Origin of the sequence: Mitsuaria chitosanitabida ATCC BAA-476 = NBRC 102408, assembly GCF_001598255.1 — a bacterium.
Classification (GTDB): domain Bacteria; phylum Pseudomonadota; class Gammaproteobacteria; order Burkholderiales; family Burkholderiaceae_C; genus Roseateles; species Roseateles chitosanitabidus.
In genome coordinates, this window is the sequence record NZ_BCYP01000006.1 from 135,653 (window position 1) to 151,312 (window position 15,660).

Consider the following 15,660-nt stretch of genomic DNA (forward strand, 5'->3'; position numbering starts at 1 on the left):
CGTCGACCGCCCATGAAAAAGCCCGCACAAGGCGGGCTCCGAGATTCTTCCGTCGATGAAATCTGGTGTGCGGAGAGCTTGCCAGACTAGGCGAGAGGGGCCGCCGCATAGCAGCGCTATGCAAGGCCCCGATCAACGACGTCTGGCGAGCTCTCCGCGCACCAGATTCACCAGATTTGCCACCAGGCGCGGTCTTTGGGCTTGGCCTTGCCCGTCGTCAAATACGAGCTGTCCGGGAAGCTCGCGGCAAGCACGCGACGCGAGTCGTCGCGCAGCTGTTCCATGCCCAGCTTGTCGTAGCTCTGCGTCATCAGGAACAGCGCTTCCTCCAGGGCCGGCGCATGCTGGAACTCCAGAAGCGCGGACTGCGCGCGGTTCGCCGCGGCCAGATAGGCGCCACGGTTGTAGTAGTAGCGCGCCACATGCACTTCGTAGGCGGCCAGGCTGTTGGTGATGTAGTCGATGCGGATGCGGGCGTCGTCCGAGTACTTCGACTCGGGGAACTGCTCCACCAGCTGCTTGAACGCCTGCATCGAGTCGCGCGCGGCCTGCTGGTCGCGCTCGCTGATGTCCTGGCGGGCGATGCGGCCGAACAGACCCAGGTCGTCGTTGAAGTTGACCAGGCCCTTCATGTACAGCGCATAGTCCAGCGCCGGGCTGGACGGGTTGAGCTTGATGAAGCGGTCCAGCACCGTCACGGCCTGCACGCGCTCGCCGCTCTTGTAGTTGGCCCAGGCCAGGTCCAGCTGCGCCTGCTGGCCCAGCGTCGTGCCCGCGGCGCGGCCCTCGATGCGTTCCAGCGACTTGATCGCCCGGTCGTACGAGCCGGAGAGCATGTCCTCCTTGGCCTCTGCGTACAATTTCTCCAGGTTGGCCTGGGAATTCGGGTCGTCCTTGGGAGCGGACGAACAGGCCGCCAGTCCCAGCACCGCGGCCGACGCGGCGCTCAGCGCCACGGCACGCCAAGCGGAGCGCCAGGATCCGGACGCTTCACGCGAAGCTTCAGCCGACAGGCCGGTCCGGCGGCGCAACACCCAAGTCTCGATCATGGTCCACAGGGCTCGCGCGACAGCGGCCCGCATCAGAAATTGGAGCGGCGATTATATGGTTCAGGTCAGCCCCACCCCGGTGCCCGAAGACGGGCTTTACCCGGGTAGCCAGGGGGACCCCGGCGAGCCCTCGGGCGAACTGCCCGGCGAGGACGCCCAGGACGTCGGCGGCGACGCGCCCGAGCGCCGCGAGGCCGAGGCCGGGCCCGGCGAGATCGCCCTGCGTCTGGACAAGTGGCTGGTGCAGCTGGCGCCCGAGTTCTCGCGCAGCCACCTGCAGGGCCTGATCGAGCGCGGCTGCGTGACGCTGGACGGCCAGGTCGCGACCCATGCCTCCCGCAAGCCGAAGCTCGGGCAGCGTCTGGTCATCGAGCTGGTGCCCACCGAGGAGGCGCTCGCCTTCCGGCCCGAGCCGCTGGATCTGGACATCGTGTTCGAGGATGACCATCTGCTGGTGGTGAACAAGCCCGCCGGCCTGGTGGTCCATCCCGCGGCGGGCAATTGGTCGGGCACGCTGATGAACGGCTTGCTCGCGCACCACGCGGCCGCCGCGACCCTGCCGCGCGCGGGCATCGTGCACCGGCTGGACAAGGACACCTCGGGCCTGATGGTGGTCGGCAAGACCTTGCCGGCGGTGACGGCGCTGGTGCGCCTGATCGCGGCACGCGAGGTCCATCGGGAGTACCTGGCCCTGGCGCACGGCCGAACGCCCGACGAATGGACAGTCGACGCGCCCATCGGCCGCGACCCGCAGTCGCGCACCCGGATGGCGGTGGTGGGCGGCGGCAAGCCGGCCCGGACCGACTTCTACAAGCTGGCCGAGGGGCAGTGGCAGGACGCGCGCGACCTGGTCCGCACCGTGACGGCGCTGCACTGCGTCCTGCACTCGGGGCGGACCCACCAGATCCGCGTCCACGCCGCGCATCGCGGGCATCCGCTGGTGTCGGACGCGCTCTACGGCGGCGCCGAGGCGTTGGGCGTTCCTCGCCAGGCCTTGCATGCGGCGAGGCTGTCGTTCGAGCATCCGATCACTGGCGCGCCGGTGCGTTTCGAGGCCCCGTTGCCGGCCGAGCTGGCGGCGGGTTGGGGCGTCGCGGGTTTGCCCGATCCGGCCTTCTGAGGAGACGGTCGCCGGTCGCGCTACAATGCGACCCAGTTTTGCGCGAAGACGCGTCGGGGGAGCAGTCCAGATCCCGCGCGCAGCGCCTCGAGCCGAGGTCCGTGTCGTCGACCGTCCGCGGCTCCCGTCCCTCCGGCAGGGCCCGCGCGACGCGGCCGCCGGCGGCACCGAACGCTCCAAGCAAGCAGATCGAATCCGTTCGGCGCGGCCCGTTGCCGCCGCCGGCTCGACATGGCGACACACACCGATTTGACCGGCCCCGAGGCCGGCTTCATGAGCTGAGCCCATGAACACGCAGGAGGCCAAGCGGGTCCTGGAGACCGCCTTGCTGTGCGCCCAGGCGCCGCTGACGCTGCGCGACATGCGGGCGCTGTTCGCGGACGAGGTCAACGCGGACAGCCTGCGGTCGCTGCTCGACGAGCTGCTGCGGGAGTGGGAAGGGCGCGGGATCGAACTGGTGGCGCTGTCCTCGGGCTGGCGCTTCCAGAGCCGGCCGGAGATGCGCGAGCAGCTCGATCGGCTCAATCCGGAGAAGCCGCCCAAGTATTCGCGGGCGGTGCTGGAGACGCTGGCGATCATCGCCTACCGTCAACCGGTGACCCGGGGTGACATCGAGGACATCCGCGGCGTGGTGGTGGCGACGCCCATCATCAAGCAGCTCGAGGACCGCAACTGGATTGAGGTCATCGGGCATCGCGAGGCACCGGGCCGGCCGGCGCTGTTCGCGACGACGAAGCAGTTCCTGGACGACCTGGGGCTGCATTCGCTGGAACAACTGCCGGCACTGATCCAGGGCGGCGATCCGACCCAGATCCCGGGCGCGCTCCAGGCCTCGCTGCTGGACGAACCTCCGGGCGACGTGGTGGTCGAGGTCGAGCCGACGACGACCGAGGGCGTCGCGACGACGGAGGGGGTGGAAGCGCCGGCCGAGGTGGTCGCGGACGTCCAGGCATCCGATCTGCCGGTGAGGCAGGATGCCGAAGCGAACGACGAATCTGGCGCCGAGGACGAGACCGTCGGTTCGGGCGTGACGATCGCTGCCGCCGACGAGGCTGCACGACCCGACGCGGCCGCCACTGAGGCCGAGTCCGAAGGAGACGCCGCTGCCGGTACCGAGTCCAGCGCCCCCGAGGGCGCCGGAACAGTAACCGGCACCCAGGCCGCGCATGCCGCGACCGACGACACCGTGATCGATGCCGACGACGGCAGCGATCGTGAGACCGACAAGCCGGCCGCCAAGCGCGAGCCGGGCAACGAACCACAGGCTGGGGCTGTCAACCCCGAGTCCACATAAGCGCCCCGGGAAGGGGCCGTGTCCACCGCTGACAAGGTGCAAGCCGACACATGAATTCCAACGATATCGACGATTCCAAGCCCGACACGCTGACGGCTTCCGCGCCCGACGCTCCGTCCGAGGCACCCGCCAAGCCCAAGCGCACCCGCAAGGCCGCCGCGGCGGCCGAGCCCGTGACCGAGGCCTCCGCGGAGGCGCCGGCCGAGGCCGCGCCCAAGCCGCGCGCGCGCCGCAAGACGGCCGCCGCCGAGGCGCCGGTGGAGGCCGCCGAGGCTCCGGCCGACGCCGCGGAGGCGCCGGCCAAGCCCAAGCGCCGCACCACGCGCGCCAAGGCCGCCGACGCGGATGCCGCGCCGACCGACGCTGCCGCGCACCTGCCGGTCGCCCAGGTCGAGGTCTCGCCCGCGCCGGTGTCGCCGGTGGCCGAGGCTGTCGGCGAGCTGGTCGCCCATGAGGCGCCCGCCGAGGCCGGTCCTGCGATGGGCGAGGGCGACGGCGCCGCCGAAGGCGAGCGCGAAGGTCGCGGTCGCAATCGCCGCCGCCGGGGCCGCGACGGCCGCGAGCCGCGTGAGGGTCAGGCGGATCAGCAAGGTCAGCAGGGCCAGCAGGCTCGCCAGCCGTCGGGCGAGTCCGATGGCGCTCAGGGTGATGACGCCCAGCTGCAGGCCGACGCGCAGGAGCGCTTCGACGCGCTGATCTCCGGCGAATTCGACGCCGATGTGGATGGCGAGGCCGCCGCCACGATCGACGCGGCCGACGGCGCCGACGAGGACGTGGCCGAGGAGGATGCCGAGGCGTCCGATCAGCCCGCCAAGCGCGTGCTCGCCCCCGATGCCGATGCGCCGAAGCTGCAGAAGGTGCTGGCCCAGGCCGGCGTCGGCTCGCGCCGCGACATCGAGGACATGATCGCCAAGGGTCAGATCACTGTGAACGGTGAGGTCGCCCATGTCGGTCAGCGTATCTCCTACGGCGACCGCGTGGCGGTGGCCGGCAAGCCGATCAAGGTCCGCATCGCCCCGGTGGCGCCGCGCATCCTGGCTTATCACAAGCCCGTCGGCGAGGTCGTGACCTTCAATGATCCGGAAGGTCGTCCGACGGTGTTCCGCAACTTGCCGCGCCTGCCTCAGGGCAAGTGGCAGTCGGTGGGCCGTCTGGACCTGAATACCGAAGGTCTGCTGCTGTTCACCAACTCCGGCGAACTGGCCAACCAGCTGATGCATCCGCGCTTCGGCGTGGAGCGCGAGTACGCGGTCCGCGTCCTGGGTTCGCTGAGCAAGGAGCAGAAGGACAAGCTGCTGACCGGCGTCGACGTCGAAGGCCAGCAGGCGAGCTTCAAGAGCATCGTGGACGGCGGCGGCGAAGGCGTGAACCGCTGGTACCGCGTCGTCATCACCGAAGGCCGCAACCGCGAGGTCCGCAAGCTGTTCGAGACCGTCGGCCTGGCCGTCAGCCGCCTGATCCGCATCCGCTACGGCACCGTCGTGCTGCCGCGAGGCCTGCGCCGTGGCGTCTACATCGAACTGGGCGACGCGGACGTCCGCGTCATCCGTCAGCTGGCCGGCAACGAGCCGCGTGAGCAGCGCGCCGACCGCAACAACCGCAACGAGCGCGACAAGCAGCGCCGTCGCGGCAACAGCGGCGGCCCGCGTCCGAGCCGTCCGGAACCGTCGCGCAACGAGCAGCGCGGTGAGCGTTTCGAGCACGGTGACCGTCCGGAGCGTGGTGACCGCAACGAGCGTCCCGCTCGCGGCGACCGTAACGACCGTGGCGACCGCCAGGAGCGCAACGACCAGCGCGTTCAGCAGCAACAGCATCAGCCGCGTCAGCAGCAGGATCGTGAACGCGATCGTCGCCGCGACGACGATGATGACGACTTCATCCCGAAGCACATCAATCCGCTGGAGCAGACCTTCGACCGTCGCTTCGCCACCGGCAGCAAGCGCATTCCGCAGGGCTTCGGCCGTGGCGGCAGCGACCCGAGCCACAACCAGAACCAGGGCGGCGGCAACAAGCGCGGCCCGGGCGGCGAGCGCCAGCCGGACCCGATGAAGACCTCCATGGGCTACATCGGCGCCGACGCCTTCATCAACCGGGGCAACCGCGGCGGCCGTCGCGGCGGCGGCGGTGGTGGACAGGGTGGCGGCGGTGGTGGTGGCGGCCGCGGCCGTCGCTGAGAACGCCGGGCGCCTCGTGAGGCGCCCGAGCTGAACGCAGGATCCGGACTTTCGCGATGCGGGACCTTGTATCCGAATGATCCGGGTGGCCCCGGTTGACAACGAGATGTCATCGGGGGCTTGACTTCACGCAGTACAATGCCGGGCTTTGCCAAGCCCAAGATTTTCAAGGAATAAACATGGCCGTCGAACGCACCCTCTCCATCATCAAGCCCGATGCCGTGGCCAAGAACGTCATCGGCCAGATCTACTCGCGCTTTGAAGGCGCCGGCCTGAAGATCATCGCCTCGAAGCAGAAGCAGCTGTCGCGCGCCGAAGCCGAAGCCTTCTACGCCGTGCACAAGGCCCGTCCGTTCTTCAACGACCTGGTGTCGTTCATGATCTCCGGCCCGGTCCAGATCCAGGTCCTGGAAGGCGAAGGCGCCATCCTGAAGAACCGCGACCTGATGGGCGCCACCGATCCGAAGAAGGCCGAGAAGGGCACCATCCGCGCCGACTTCGCCGACAGCATCGACGCCAACGCCGTGCACGGCTCGGACGCTCCCGAGACCGCCGCCGTGGAAGTGGCCTTCTTCTTCTCCGGCCTGGAAATCAACGCCCGCTAAGCTGGGCAATGCCTCTGACCCCTGGGGCCACGAGGCCCTAGACAAAGAGGAACGCAAGATGGACGCGGTCAACCTGCTCGGATTCGATCTGCAAGGCCTGGCCGCGTACTGCGAGCAGCTGGGGGAGAAGCGCTTCCGCGCGACACAGCTGTTCCGCTGGATCCATCAGAAGGGCGCGTCGGACTTCAGCGCGATGTCCGATCTGGCCAAGTCGCTGCGCGACAAACTGGCCGGGCGCGCCCACATCACCGCGCTGCCGGTGATCTCCGAACATGTCTCTGCCGACGGCACCATCAAGTGGTTGTTCGACGTCGGGCAGGGCAACGCCGTCGAGGCGGTCTACATCCCCGAGGACGACCGGGCCACGCTGTGCATCTCCAGCCAGGCCGGTTGCGCCGTGGGTTGCCGCTTCTGCTCGACCGGCCATCAAGGCTTCAGCCGCAACCTGGAGACCTGGGAAATCATCGCCCAGCTCTGGTATGCCGAGCACTCGCTGCGCCAGCGCCTCAACAAGGACGAGCGCATCATCTCCAACGTCGTGATGATGGGCATGGGCGAGCCGCTGCAGAACTACGGCGCGCTGGTGCCGGCCCTGCGCATGATGCTGGACGACCACGGCTACGGCATGTCGCGCCGCCGCGTGACGGTCTCGACCTCGGGCGTGGTCCCGATGATCGACCGCCTGCGCGAGGACGTCCCCGTGGCGCTGGCCGTGTCGCTGCACGCGCCCACCGATCCGCTGCGCGACCAACTGGTCCCGCTCAACCGCAAGTACCCGATCGCCGAGCTGCTCGAGAGCTGCAACCGCTATCTGGAGAAGGCGCCCCGCGACTTCATCACCTTCGAGTACTGCATGCTCGACCAGGTGAACGACAGCCCCGAGCAGGCCCGCGAGCTGATCGCGCTGCTCAAGGGCAAGGTCCCCTGCAAGATCAACCTGATCCCGTTCAATCCCTTCCCCGCGTCGGGCCTGAAACGCAGTTCGAACGAACGCGTCAAGGCCTTCGCCGACCTGCTGATCCAGGCCGGTATCGTCACCACCGTGCGCAAGACGCGCGGCGACGACATCGACGCCGCCTGCGGACAGCTCGCCGGCGAGGTGCAGGATCGGACGCGGGTCCATCTGCGCATGGTGCGCGCGCCCGTGGTGGTACAGCGCGGCGCCGCATCGACCGGTTCCACCGAACCGGCGCAGTCGCCAGTTCCGACCCCCAACCCAGGCCCACGTCCATGACCGTTCCGTCGCCCGTCGTTGCTGTACCGCGTCGTTCCTCCCGGCCCCTTGCCGCCGCGTTGTTGATCGCCGCGATGCTGGCGGGCTGCGCGAACCCCGGCAACCCGCAGCAGCCGCGCACCGCCAGTGACCAGACCGACAACGACCGGCGCGCCGCCGTGCGTCTGGAACTGGCCGGCGGCTACTTCGGCCGCGGTCAGTACGAGACCGCGCTGGACGAGGTCAAGCAGGCGCTGGCCGCCAAGCCGGACATGCCGGAGGCGATCAACCTGCGCAGCCTGATCTTCGCGGCCATGGGCGAGTACGCGCTGGCCGAGGACGGCTTCAAGCAGCTGATCGCCCGCGATCCGCGCAACGCCGACACGCTGCACAACTACGGCTGGTTCCTGTGCCAGCGTCAGCGCTGGGCCGACGCCTACCAGCAGTTCGAGACCGCGCTGGCCATCCCGACCTACCGCACCCCCGCCCGAACCTGGCTGGCCTGGGGCGCCTGCGAGGCGCGCGAGGGACGGCTGATCCCGGCGCAGAGCCACCTGTCCAAGGCCTTCGAGCTCGACCCGGGCAATCCGACCGTGGCGCTCAACCTGGGCGAGGTGCTGTACCGCCAGGGCGAATACGAGCGCGCGCGCTTCTATGCGCGTCGCGTCAACGCGAATGTGGAGCAGGCGAACGCGTCGAGCCTCTGGCTGGAACTGCGCATCGAGCGCCGCATGGGCAACATGTCCAACATGGACGATCTCGCTCAGCAGCTGCGGCGCAAGTACCCGCAGGCGACCGAGACGCAAGCCTTGAACAGTGGTCGATTCGATGAATGAGGGACATCGCATGACTCCGACGGCGGCCGACGAGGCGACCACCGCAGCCGCACCGGCTGCTTCCGCGGCGGCCACGGCCGGTGCCGCGCTGCGCCGCGCGCGCGAGGCCCGCGGCCTGCACATCGCCGCGCTGGCCGCGACGCTCAAGGTGCCGCAATCCAAGCTGGAGGCGCTGGAGTCCGATCGCTATCAGGATCTGCCCGACGCGACCTTCGCGCGCGCGCTGGCGCGCTCGATGTGCCGGGTGCTGAAGATCGAGGCCGAACCGGTGCTCAAGATGCTGCCGAGCGCGGGCGCCGAGGCCTCGCTGGACCGCGTCACGCCGGGCCTGAACCAGCCCTTCCGCGAGCGGGCGATGAGCCAGGACCCGATGCTGTCGACCGAGCTGCTCAAGCGCCCCGTGGTGCTGGGCGCGGGCGCGCTGCTGGTGGCGGCGATCGCCGTCTACGCCGTCCCTTCGACCTGGGTCGAGCAACTGACGCAGCGCCTGCGCGGCACGGACACCGCCGCCGCGACGGCGCCGGGCACGACCGACACGACCTCGACCGCCGAGGCGCCCGCCACGACGACCGAGGTCCCGCTGGCCGCCGCATCCGAGGCCCCCTTGACCACCGCGCCAGCCGCCAGCGCGACGACGCTGCCGGCCCCGACGACGACCGTGGCGACGACCCCGGTGGGCGGCGCGCCCGCCGCGACCTCGCCGTCGATCGTCTCGCCGACGGCCACGAACACCGCCGCCGCGCCGGCACCGACCGCCCCGGCGACGCCCGCCGCGACCGCCCCGGTGGCGCCGCCGCCCGGCTCGTCCCCGTTGGTCGTCAAGGCCAGCGCGGAGTCCTGGGTCGAGGTGGTCGACGCCAAGGGCCAGGTGCTGCTCTCCAAGCTGATGCGCGCCGGCGACCAGGTCGACGTCAATGGCGTCGCGCCGCTCAAGCTGCGCGTGGGCAACGTGTCGGGCACGGAACTGGTGTTCCGCGGCCAGCCCGTGGACCTCGCCGCCCGGTCGCGCGACAACGTCGCGCGTCTCGAGCTGAACTGAGCGCGCAGCCCCGGCGCCGCACAGCCGCATCCCTATTTATCGCCAGTTCGCAAGAGCGCCGCATGATGGACAAGCAAGCCTCTCCCGATCTCGCCGCCGGAGTCCCCGACTCCGACCTCGCGGACCTGATCTCCGCCGCCGCCCCCGCCGCGCGCCGTTCGCGCCAGGCGCAGGTGCGCTGGGGTGACCGCGTGGTCACCATCGGTGGCGACGCCCCGGTGCGCGTGCAGTCGATGACCAACACCGACACCGTCGATGTCATCGAGACCGCCATCCAGATCAAGGAACTGGCGATCGCCGGCTCCGAGCTGGTCCGCATCACGGTCAACACGCCCGAGGCCGCCGACGCCGTCCCCCACATCCGCGAGCAGCTCGACCGCATGGGCATCGACGTGCCGCTGGTGGGCGACTTCCACTACAACGGCCACCGTCTGCTGACCGAGCATCCGGCCATGGCGCAAGCGCTGTCCAAGTACCGGATCAATCCGGGCAACGTCGGCAAGGGCGACAAGAAGGACCGCCAGTTCGCCCAGATGATCGAGGCCGCGATCCAGTACGACAAGGTCGTGCGCATCGGCGTGAACTGGGGCAGCCTGGACCAGGAGCTGCTCGCCCAGATGATGGACGACAACGCCAGGCGCGCGACGCCGTGGGACGGCAAGCAGGTCATGTACCAGGCGCTGATCCAGTCGGCGCTGTCCTCGGCGTCCTATGCCCGCGAGCTGGGCATGAACCCGGACAACATCATCATCAGCTGCAAGGTCAGCGGCGTGCAGGACCTGATCTCGGTCTACCGCGCGCTGAGCAAGCGCTGCGACTACGCGCTGCACCTGGGCCTGACCGAGGCCGGCATGGGCACCAAGGGCACGGTGGCCTCGGCCGCGGCGCTGTCGGTGCTGCTGCAGGAGGGCATCGGCGACACGATCCGCGTCTCGCTGACCCCGCAACCCGGCGAGTCGCGCACGCAGGAAGTCGTGGTCGCGCTGGAGATCCTGCAGTCGCTGGGTCTGCGCGCCTTCAACCCCAGCGTCACGGCCTGCCCCGGCTGTGGCCGCACGACCAGCACCACGTTCCAGGAACTGGCCAAGCAGATCGACGACTTCCTGCGCGCGCAGATGCCGATCTGGCGCGGCAAGTATCCCGGCGTCGAAAACATGAAGGTCGCCGTGATGGGCTGCATCGTCAACGGCCCCGGCGAGAGCAAGCATGCCGACATCGGCATCAGCCTGCCCGGCACCGGCGAAGCCCCGGCGGCCCCTGTCTTCATCGACGGCCAGAAGGCGCTCACGCTGCGCGGCGAGAACATCGCCACGGAGTTCCACGCCCTGGTCGAGGACTACATCGAGAAGCGCTTCGGCGCGAGCACCACCACCGCATGAGCAAGAACATCCAGGCCGTGAAGGGGATGAACGACATCCTCCCGGCGAGCGTCGACCGCAAGGACAAGCTGCCGAGCAGCCAGCTGTGGAGCTGGTTCGAGACCACGCTGCGCGGCGTGCTGCAGCGCTACGGCTACCAGTACATGCTGACCCCCATCGTCGAGCCGACCGCGCTGTTCGTGCGCGGCCTGGGCGAGGTGACGGACATCGTCGAGAAGGAGATGTACTCCTTCACCGACAGCATGAACGGCGACCAGCTCACGCTGCGCCCGGAAGCCACCGCCGGCATCGTGCGCGCGATGGTCGAGCACAACGCCCTGTACAACGGCCCGCTGCGTCTGTGGACGATGGGTCCGATGTTCCGCCACGAGCGCCCGCAGAAGGGCCGCTACCGCCAGTTCAACCAGCTGGACGTCGAGGCCCTGGGCTTCGCCGGTCCGGACGTGGACGCCGAGATCATCCTGATGGTCCGCCGCCTGTGGGAGGAACTGGGTCTGGTGGTCGGCCAGCACGTGCGGCTGGAGATCAACTCGCTGGGGCAACCCGATGAGCGCGCCGCCCACCGCGCCGCGTTGATCGCCCATTTCGAGGCGCACGCGGACCAGTTGGACGAGGACGCCAAGCGCCGTCTGCACACCAATCCGCTGCGCATCCTGGACACCAAGAACCCGGCGATGCAGGCGATGGTCGAGGCCGCCCCGCACCTGATGGACTTCCTGGGCGAGGCCAGCCTGGCGCACTTCAATGCCGTGCGGGCCATCCTGGACGCGGCCGGTCTCGAGTACCGCGTCAACACGCGCCTGGTGCGCGGCATGGACTATTACAACCTGACCGTCTTCGAATGGGTCACCGACCAGCTCGGCTCGCAGGGCACGGTCTGCGGCGGCGGCCGCTATGACGGTCTGTTCGAGCAGCTCGGCGGCAAGCCGACACCGGCCGTGGGCTTCGGCCTGGGCGTGGAGCGCCTGCTGCTGCTGATCGACGAGCTGGGCCTGGCCGTGCCGTCCTCGGCCCCCGACGTCTACGCCATCCTGCCCGACGCCGCGGCGCTGCCGCAGGCCATGCCGGCGCTGGAGGCGCTGCGCGCGGCCGGTGTGGCGGTGCAGATGCATGCGGGCGGCGGCTCGTTCAAGTCGCAATTCAAGAAGGCGGACGCCTCGGGCGCCCGCTGGGCCCTGGTGTTCGGCACCGACGAGCTGGCTCGCGGCGAGGTGGCGGTCAAGCCGCTGCGCGGCGAGGGCGAGCAGGTGAGTCGTCCGCTTCACGCGGTGGCAACCTGGGCGGCCGACCTGCGCACCGCATAATCGCGCCTTCGCCGGACCGACCGAGAGGTCGGCCCCGGCCTGATCCATTAACCGACGGACCGTTTCACGCACATGGCGTCTCATCTCGATCTCGAAGAACAGGAACAGCTGGAGCAGCTCAAGGCGTTCTGGAAGCGCTGGGGCAATGCGATCACCTGGCTGCTGACGCTGGCGCTGCTGTGCTACGCCGGCTGGACCGGCTGGAACTACTGGCAGCGCAACCAGGCCGCCAAGGCCGGCGCGATGTTCGGTGAACTGGAACGCGCGGTGCAGGCCGGCGACGTCGCCAAGGGCACGACCATCTTCAACACCCTGAAGGCGGACTTCGCCTCGACCGGCTACACCGCGCAGGCCGCGCTGATGGCCGCCAAGCTGCAGCTGGACAAGGGCAAGGGCGACGAGGCCCGCGCCACGCTGACCTGGGCGGCCGACAGCGCCGGCAGCGACCCCTACCGCGACCTGGCTCGCCTGCGCCTGGCGGCGCTGCAGATGGACGGCAAGCAGTACGCCGAGGCCGCCAAGACCCTGGACGCCGTGAAGAGCGCCGACTTCGGCCCGCTCGTCGCGGATCGTCGCGGCGACCTGGCCCTGCTGCAGAACAAGCCCGACGAGGCGCGTACCCAGTTCAAGAAGGCCTACGACGGCATGTACAAGCAGCTGGACTACCGCCGCCTGCTGGAAGCCAAGCTGGCCACGCTGGGCGTGGCCGTCGCCGAGGAAGACACCCCGGGAGCCGCGCAATGACCGCCCGCATCGACCGCCGAATCCTGGTCCGCGCCCTGGCGCTGGGCGGCATGGCGATGGCGCTGAGCGCCTGCTCGCTGTTCAACAGCTCGAAGGAAGCCAAGCCGGCGCCGCTCGAGAACATCACCCCGTCGCTGCAGGCCCGCGTGGTCTGGGAAGCGCGCGTGGACAGCGTGAAGTTCCCGCTGTCGATCACGGCGGTCAATGACCGCTTCGTCGTCGGTGGTTCCGACGGCGTCATCAGCGCGCTGTCCGCCAAGGACGGCACGACGCTGTGGCGCACCGAGATCGGCAAGGGCCTGAGCGCCGGCGTCGGCAGCGACGGCCGATTCGCCGCCGCCGTCACGCGCGAGAACGAGCTCGTCGTCACCGAGGGCGACAAGATCCTGTGGCGCAAGTCGCTGACGACCCCGGTGGTGACGGCCCCGTTCGTCGCGGGTGAGCGCGTCTTCGTGCTGACGCTGGACCGTGCCGTGCTGGCCTTCGATGCCGCCGACGGCCGCCGTCTGTGGGAACTGCGCCGTCCGGGCGAGCCGCTGACCCTGCAGCAGGCCGGCGTGATCGGCGCCTACCAGAACACGCTGCTGGTGGGGCAGGGCCCGCGCCTGGCCGGCATCGACCCGAACCGTGGCCTGCTGATGTGGGAGGCCACCGTGTCCAACCCGCGCGGCACCAACGAGGTCGAGCGCCTGGCCGACCTGGTCGCCCCGATGGGCCGCGACAAGGACGTGTTCTGCGCCCGCGCCTTCCAGTCCGCCGTGGCCTGCGTCAACGCCGATCGCGGCAACTCGATCTGGAGCCGCAACGTCGGCGGCAGCACGGGCCTGGGCACCGACGCGACGCTGGTCGTGGGCGGCGACGGTTCCGATCGCCTGACCGCCTGGGGCACCCGCACCGGTGACGTGATCTGGACCGCGGACCAGTTCCAGAACCGCAAGCTCAGCGCCCCGCTGGTGACGGCCAAGTCCGTCATCGTCGGCGATTCGGAAGGCTATGTGCACTTCCTGTCGCGCGACAAGGGCCAGACCATTCAACGACTCTCCACCGACAGCTCGGGCATCGCCGCGCCGCCGGTGCAACTCGGCGACACCGTGCTGATCGCCACCCGCGGCGGACGGCTGTTCGCGCTGCGCCAAGACTGACATGAAACCTGTGATCGCCCTGGTGGGCCGCCCCAACGTGGGCAAGTCCACGCTGTTCAACCGGATGACGAAGAGCCGCGACGCCATCGTCGCGGACTTCGCCGGCCTCACGCGCGACCGCCACTACGGCGACGGTCGCCTGGGCGATCGCGAGTTCATCGTCATCGACACCGGCGGCTTCGAGCCGGACAGCTCGACCGGCATCGTCAAGGAGATGGCCAAGCAGACCCGCCAGGCCGTGGCCGAGGCGGACGCCGTCATCTTCGTGCTGGACGTGCGCACCGGGCTGGCCGGCCAGGACCAGGACATCGGGCGCTACCTGCGCCAGTGCAACAAGCGCGTCTTCGTCGCCGTGAACAAGGCCGAGGGCATGAGCGACAGCCCGCTGCTGGCCGAGTTCCATGAACTGGGCATGGGCGAGCCGCATCCGGTCTCGGCCGCGCACGGGCAGGGCATCCGCTCGCTGCTGGAGGCCGTGCTCGACAGCTTCGAGGCGCCGGTCGAGGAGGAGGACGAGGCGCTCGCCGAGGGCGCGGGCCCCGACGACGAGCGCGCGATCCGCCTGGCCGTCGCCGGCCGTCCCAACGTCGGCAAGAGCACGCTGATCAACACCTGGCTGGGCGAGGAGCGCCTGGTCGCCTTCGACATGCCGGGCACGACGCGCGACGCCATCAGCGTCGACTTCGAGCGCAACGGCCAGAAGTTCAAGCTGATCGACACCGCCGGCCTGCGCCGCAAGGGCAAGGTCTTCGAGGCGATCGAGAAGTTCTCGGTCGTGAAGACGCTGCAGGCGATCTCGGACGCCAACGTGGTGCTGCTGCTGATCGACGCCACCCAGGGCGTGACCGACCAGGACGCCCACATCGCCGGCTACGCGCTGGACAGTGGCCGGGCGGTGGTCGTGGCGATCAACAAGTGGGACGCCATCGACAGCTACCAGCGCGAGACCATCGAGCGCCAGATCCTGACGCGTCTGGCCTTCCTGCGCTTCGCCCCGATCCTCAAGATCTCGGCGCTCAAGCGCCAGGGCCTGGGGCCGCTGTGGAAGGCGCTGGCGGACGCGTACTCGTCGGCCTACCGCAAGATGACCACGCCGGTGCTGACGCGCCTGATCCAAGAGGCCGTGCAGCATCAGCAGCCGCAGCGGGCGGGGATTTCCCGGCCCAAGCTGCGCTACGCTCACCAGGGCGGCATGAATCCGCCGATCGTCGTGATCCACGGGAATGCGCTGGAAGGGGTGAGCGACGTCTACAAACGCTACCTGGAAGGCCGCATCCGGGATCACTACAAGCTGGTCGGCACGCCCCTGAAGATCGAGCTGCGCTCGTCCAAGAATCCGTTCGCCGAAACCTGATTCGCGGCCAGCCCGGGGAAACCCGGTGCTGTGATAAGGTGCGGGGTTCCAACACCTCTCTCTCACAACACGGAGCATATCGTGAGCAACAAAGGACAACTCTTGCAAGACCCCTTCCTGAACCAGCTGCGCAAGGAGCATGTTCCCGTGAGCATCTACCTGGTGAACGGCATCAAGCTGCAGGGCCACATCGAGTCCTTTGACCAGTATGTGGTCCTCCTGCGCAACACGGTCACGCAGATGGTCTACAAGCACGCCATCTCCACGGTGGTGCCCACTCGCGCGGTGAACTTCCATCCCGGCGAGTCCAACGACGCCACCAACTGATGTTCTTCGCGCGCGCATCGATGTCGATGCCCGCGCGATGATCAGGGCGCATGACGCGGGCCGCGATCCGGCTCGCCCCC

At 69.4% G+C, this 15,660-nt stretch carries 14 protein-coding genes; 13 read left to right on the forward strand and 1 reads right to left on the reverse strand.

Annotated elements, in window-relative coordinates:
* Positions 1 to 167: 167 nt before the first annotated feature.
* Positions 168 to 956 carry an outer membrane protein assembly factor BamD gene (locus MCHT01_RS03550; RefSeq protein ID WP_067062445.1) on the reverse strand — a complete coding sequence of 263 codons (789 nt, stop codon included), beginning with the start codon at positions 954 to 956 and terminating at the stop codon, positions 168 to 170.
* Between the two features lie 148 nt (positions 957 to 1,104).
* Between MCHT01_RS03550 and MCHT01_RS03555 the strand changes: the two genes are divergently transcribed.
* From MCHT01_RS03555 to hfq, 13 genes are all read left to right on the forward strand, one after another.
* On the forward strand, positions 1,105 to 2,169 hold the full coding sequence (locus MCHT01_RS03555; RefSeq protein ID WP_067062446.1) for an RluA family pseudouridine synthase: 1,065 nt from the start codon (positions 1,105 to 1,107) through the stop codon (positions 2,167 to 2,169).
* Positions 2,170 to 2,455: 286 nt separating this feature from the next.
* Positions 2,456 to 3,463: an SMC-Scp complex subunit ScpB gene (gene scpB, locus MCHT01_RS25405; protein ID WP_084451761.1), complete on the forward strand. Its 1,008-nt coding sequence runs from the start codon at positions 2,456 to 2,458 to the stop codon at positions 3,461 to 3,463.
* Between the two features lie 50 nt (positions 3,464 to 3,513).
* Positions 3,514 to 5,637: a pseudouridine synthase gene (locus tag MCHT01_RS03565; RefSeq protein ID WP_084451763.1), complete on the forward strand. Its 2,124-nt coding sequence runs from the start codon at positions 3,514 to 3,516 to the stop codon at positions 5,635 to 5,637.
* Positions 5,638 to 5,816: 179 nt separating this feature from the next.
* Positions 5,817 to 6,242: a nucleoside-diphosphate kinase gene (gene ndk / locus MCHT01_RS03570; protein ID WP_067062449.1), complete on the forward strand. Its 426-nt coding sequence runs from the start codon at positions 5,817 to 5,819 to the stop codon at positions 6,240 to 6,242.
* Positions 6,243 to 6,300: 58 nt separating this feature from the next.
* Positions 6,301 to 7,476 carry a dual-specificity RNA methyltransferase RlmN gene (rlmN, locus tag MCHT01_RS03575; protein WP_067062450.1) on the forward strand — a complete coding sequence of 392 codons (1,176 nt, stop codon included), beginning with the start codon at positions 6,301 to 6,303 and terminating at the stop codon, positions 7,474 to 7,476.
* Entirely contained in the window at positions 7,473 to 8,291 is an 819-nt protein-coding gene (gene pilW, locus MCHT01_RS03580) for a type IV pilus biogenesis/stability protein PilW (protein WP_067062452.1), read from the forward strand. Before rlmN ends, pilW begins: the two co-directional genes overlap by 4 nt.
* Positions 8,292 to 8,301: 10 nt before the next feature.
* Positions 8,302 to 9,330, forward strand: coding sequence for a helix-turn-helix domain-containing protein (locus MCHT01_RS03585; protein ID WP_067062454.1), 1,029 nt, complete (start codon positions 8,302 to 8,304; stop codon positions 9,328 to 9,330).
* A gap of 62 nt (positions 9,331 to 9,392) precedes the next feature.
* Positions 9,393 to 10,709 carry a flavodoxin-dependent (E)-4-hydroxy-3-methylbut-2-enyl-diphosphate synthase gene (gene ispG, locus MCHT01_RS03590; protein WP_420541787.1) on the forward strand — a complete coding sequence of 439 codons (1,317 nt, stop codon included), beginning with the start codon at positions 9,393 to 9,395 and terminating at the stop codon, positions 10,707 to 10,709.
* Complete coding sequence (hisS, locus tag MCHT01_RS03595) at positions 10,706 to 12,013, forward strand: histidine--tRNA ligase (RefSeq protein ID WP_067062456.1); 1,308 nt, start codon at positions 10,706 to 10,708, stop codon at positions 12,011 to 12,013. The genes ispG and hisS overlap by 4 nt, the downstream gene beginning before the upstream one ends.
* A gap of 72 nt (positions 12,014 to 12,085) precedes the next feature.
* Entirely contained in the window at positions 12,086 to 12,757 is a 672-nt protein-coding gene (locus tag MCHT01_RS03600) for a YfgM family protein (RefSeq protein ID WP_067062460.1), read from the forward strand.
* Positions 12,754 to 13,899 carry an outer membrane protein assembly factor BamB gene (gene bamB / locus MCHT01_RS03605; RefSeq protein WP_067062463.1) on the forward strand — a complete coding sequence of 382 codons (1,146 nt, stop codon included), beginning with the start codon at positions 12,754 to 12,756 and terminating at the stop codon, positions 13,897 to 13,899. Before MCHT01_RS03600 ends, bamB begins: the two co-directional genes overlap by 4 nt.
* Before the next feature lies 1 nt (position 13,900).
* Positions 13,901 to 15,253 (forward strand): ribosome biogenesis GTPase Der, encoded by a 1,353-nt coding sequence (der, locus tag MCHT01_RS03610; RefSeq protein WP_067062465.1) that lies wholly within the window; start codon positions 13,901 to 13,903, stop codon positions 15,251 to 15,253.
* Between the two features lie 81 nt (positions 15,254 to 15,334).
* The gene (hfq, locus tag MCHT01_RS03615; RefSeq protein ID WP_067062468.1) at positions 15,335 to 15,580 is read left to right on the forward strand and encodes an RNA chaperone Hfq; all 246 of its coding nucleotides are present in this window, start codon (positions 15,335 to 15,337) and stop codon (positions 15,578 to 15,580) included.
* Positions 15,581 to 15,660 lie beyond the last annotated feature (80 nt).

What these genes read in the sequence shown, in the direction of transcription:
- MCHT01_RS03585 (WP_067062454.1), top strand. Translation starts at nt 8,302, where the DNA reads ATGACTCCGACGGCGGCCGACGAGGCGACCACCGCAGCCGCACCGGCT.
- scpB (WP_084451761.1), top strand. Translation starts at nt 2,456, where the DNA reads ATGAACACGCAGGAGGCCAAGCGGGTCCTGGAGACCGCCTTGCTGTGC.
- bamB (WP_067062463.1), top strand. Translation starts at nt 12,754, where the DNA reads ATGACCGCCCGCATCGACCGCCGAATCCTGGTCCGCGCCCTGGCGCTG.
- MCHT01_RS03565 (WP_084451763.1), top strand. Translation starts at nt 3,514, where the DNA reads ATGAATTCCAACGATATCGACGATTCCAAGCCCGACACGCTGACGGCT.
- hisS (WP_067062456.1), top strand. Translation starts at nt 10,706, where the DNA reads ATGAGCAAGAACATCCAGGCCGTGAAGGGGATGAACGACATCCTCCCG.
- MCHT01_RS03555 (WP_067062446.1), top strand. Translation starts at nt 1,105, where the DNA reads ATGGTTCAGGTCAGCCCCACCCCGGTGCCCGAAGACGGGCTTTACCCG.
- MCHT01_RS03600 (WP_067062460.1), top strand. Translation starts at nt 12,086, where the DNA reads ATGGCGTCTCATCTCGATCTCGAAGAACAGGAACAGCTGGAGCAGCTC.
- der (WP_067062465.1), top strand. Translation starts at nt 13,901, where the DNA reads ATGAAACCTGTGATCGCCCTGGTGGGCCGCCCCAACGTGGGCAAGTCC.
- ndk (WP_067062449.1), top strand. Translation starts at nt 5,817, where the DNA reads ATGGCCGTCGAACGCACCCTCTCCATCATCAAGCCCGATGCCGTGGCC.
- pilW (WP_067062452.1), top strand. Translation starts at nt 7,473, where the DNA reads ATGACCGTTCCGTCGCCCGTCGTTGCTGTACCGCGTCGTTCCTCCCGG.
- ispG (WP_420541787.1), top strand. Translation starts at nt 9,393, where the DNA reads ATGATGGACAAGCAAGCCTCTCCCGATCTCGCCGCCGGAGTCCCCGAC.
- rlmN (WP_067062450.1), top strand. Translation starts at nt 6,301, where the DNA reads ATGGACGCGGTCAACCTGCTCGGATTCGATCTGCAAGGCCTGGCCGCG.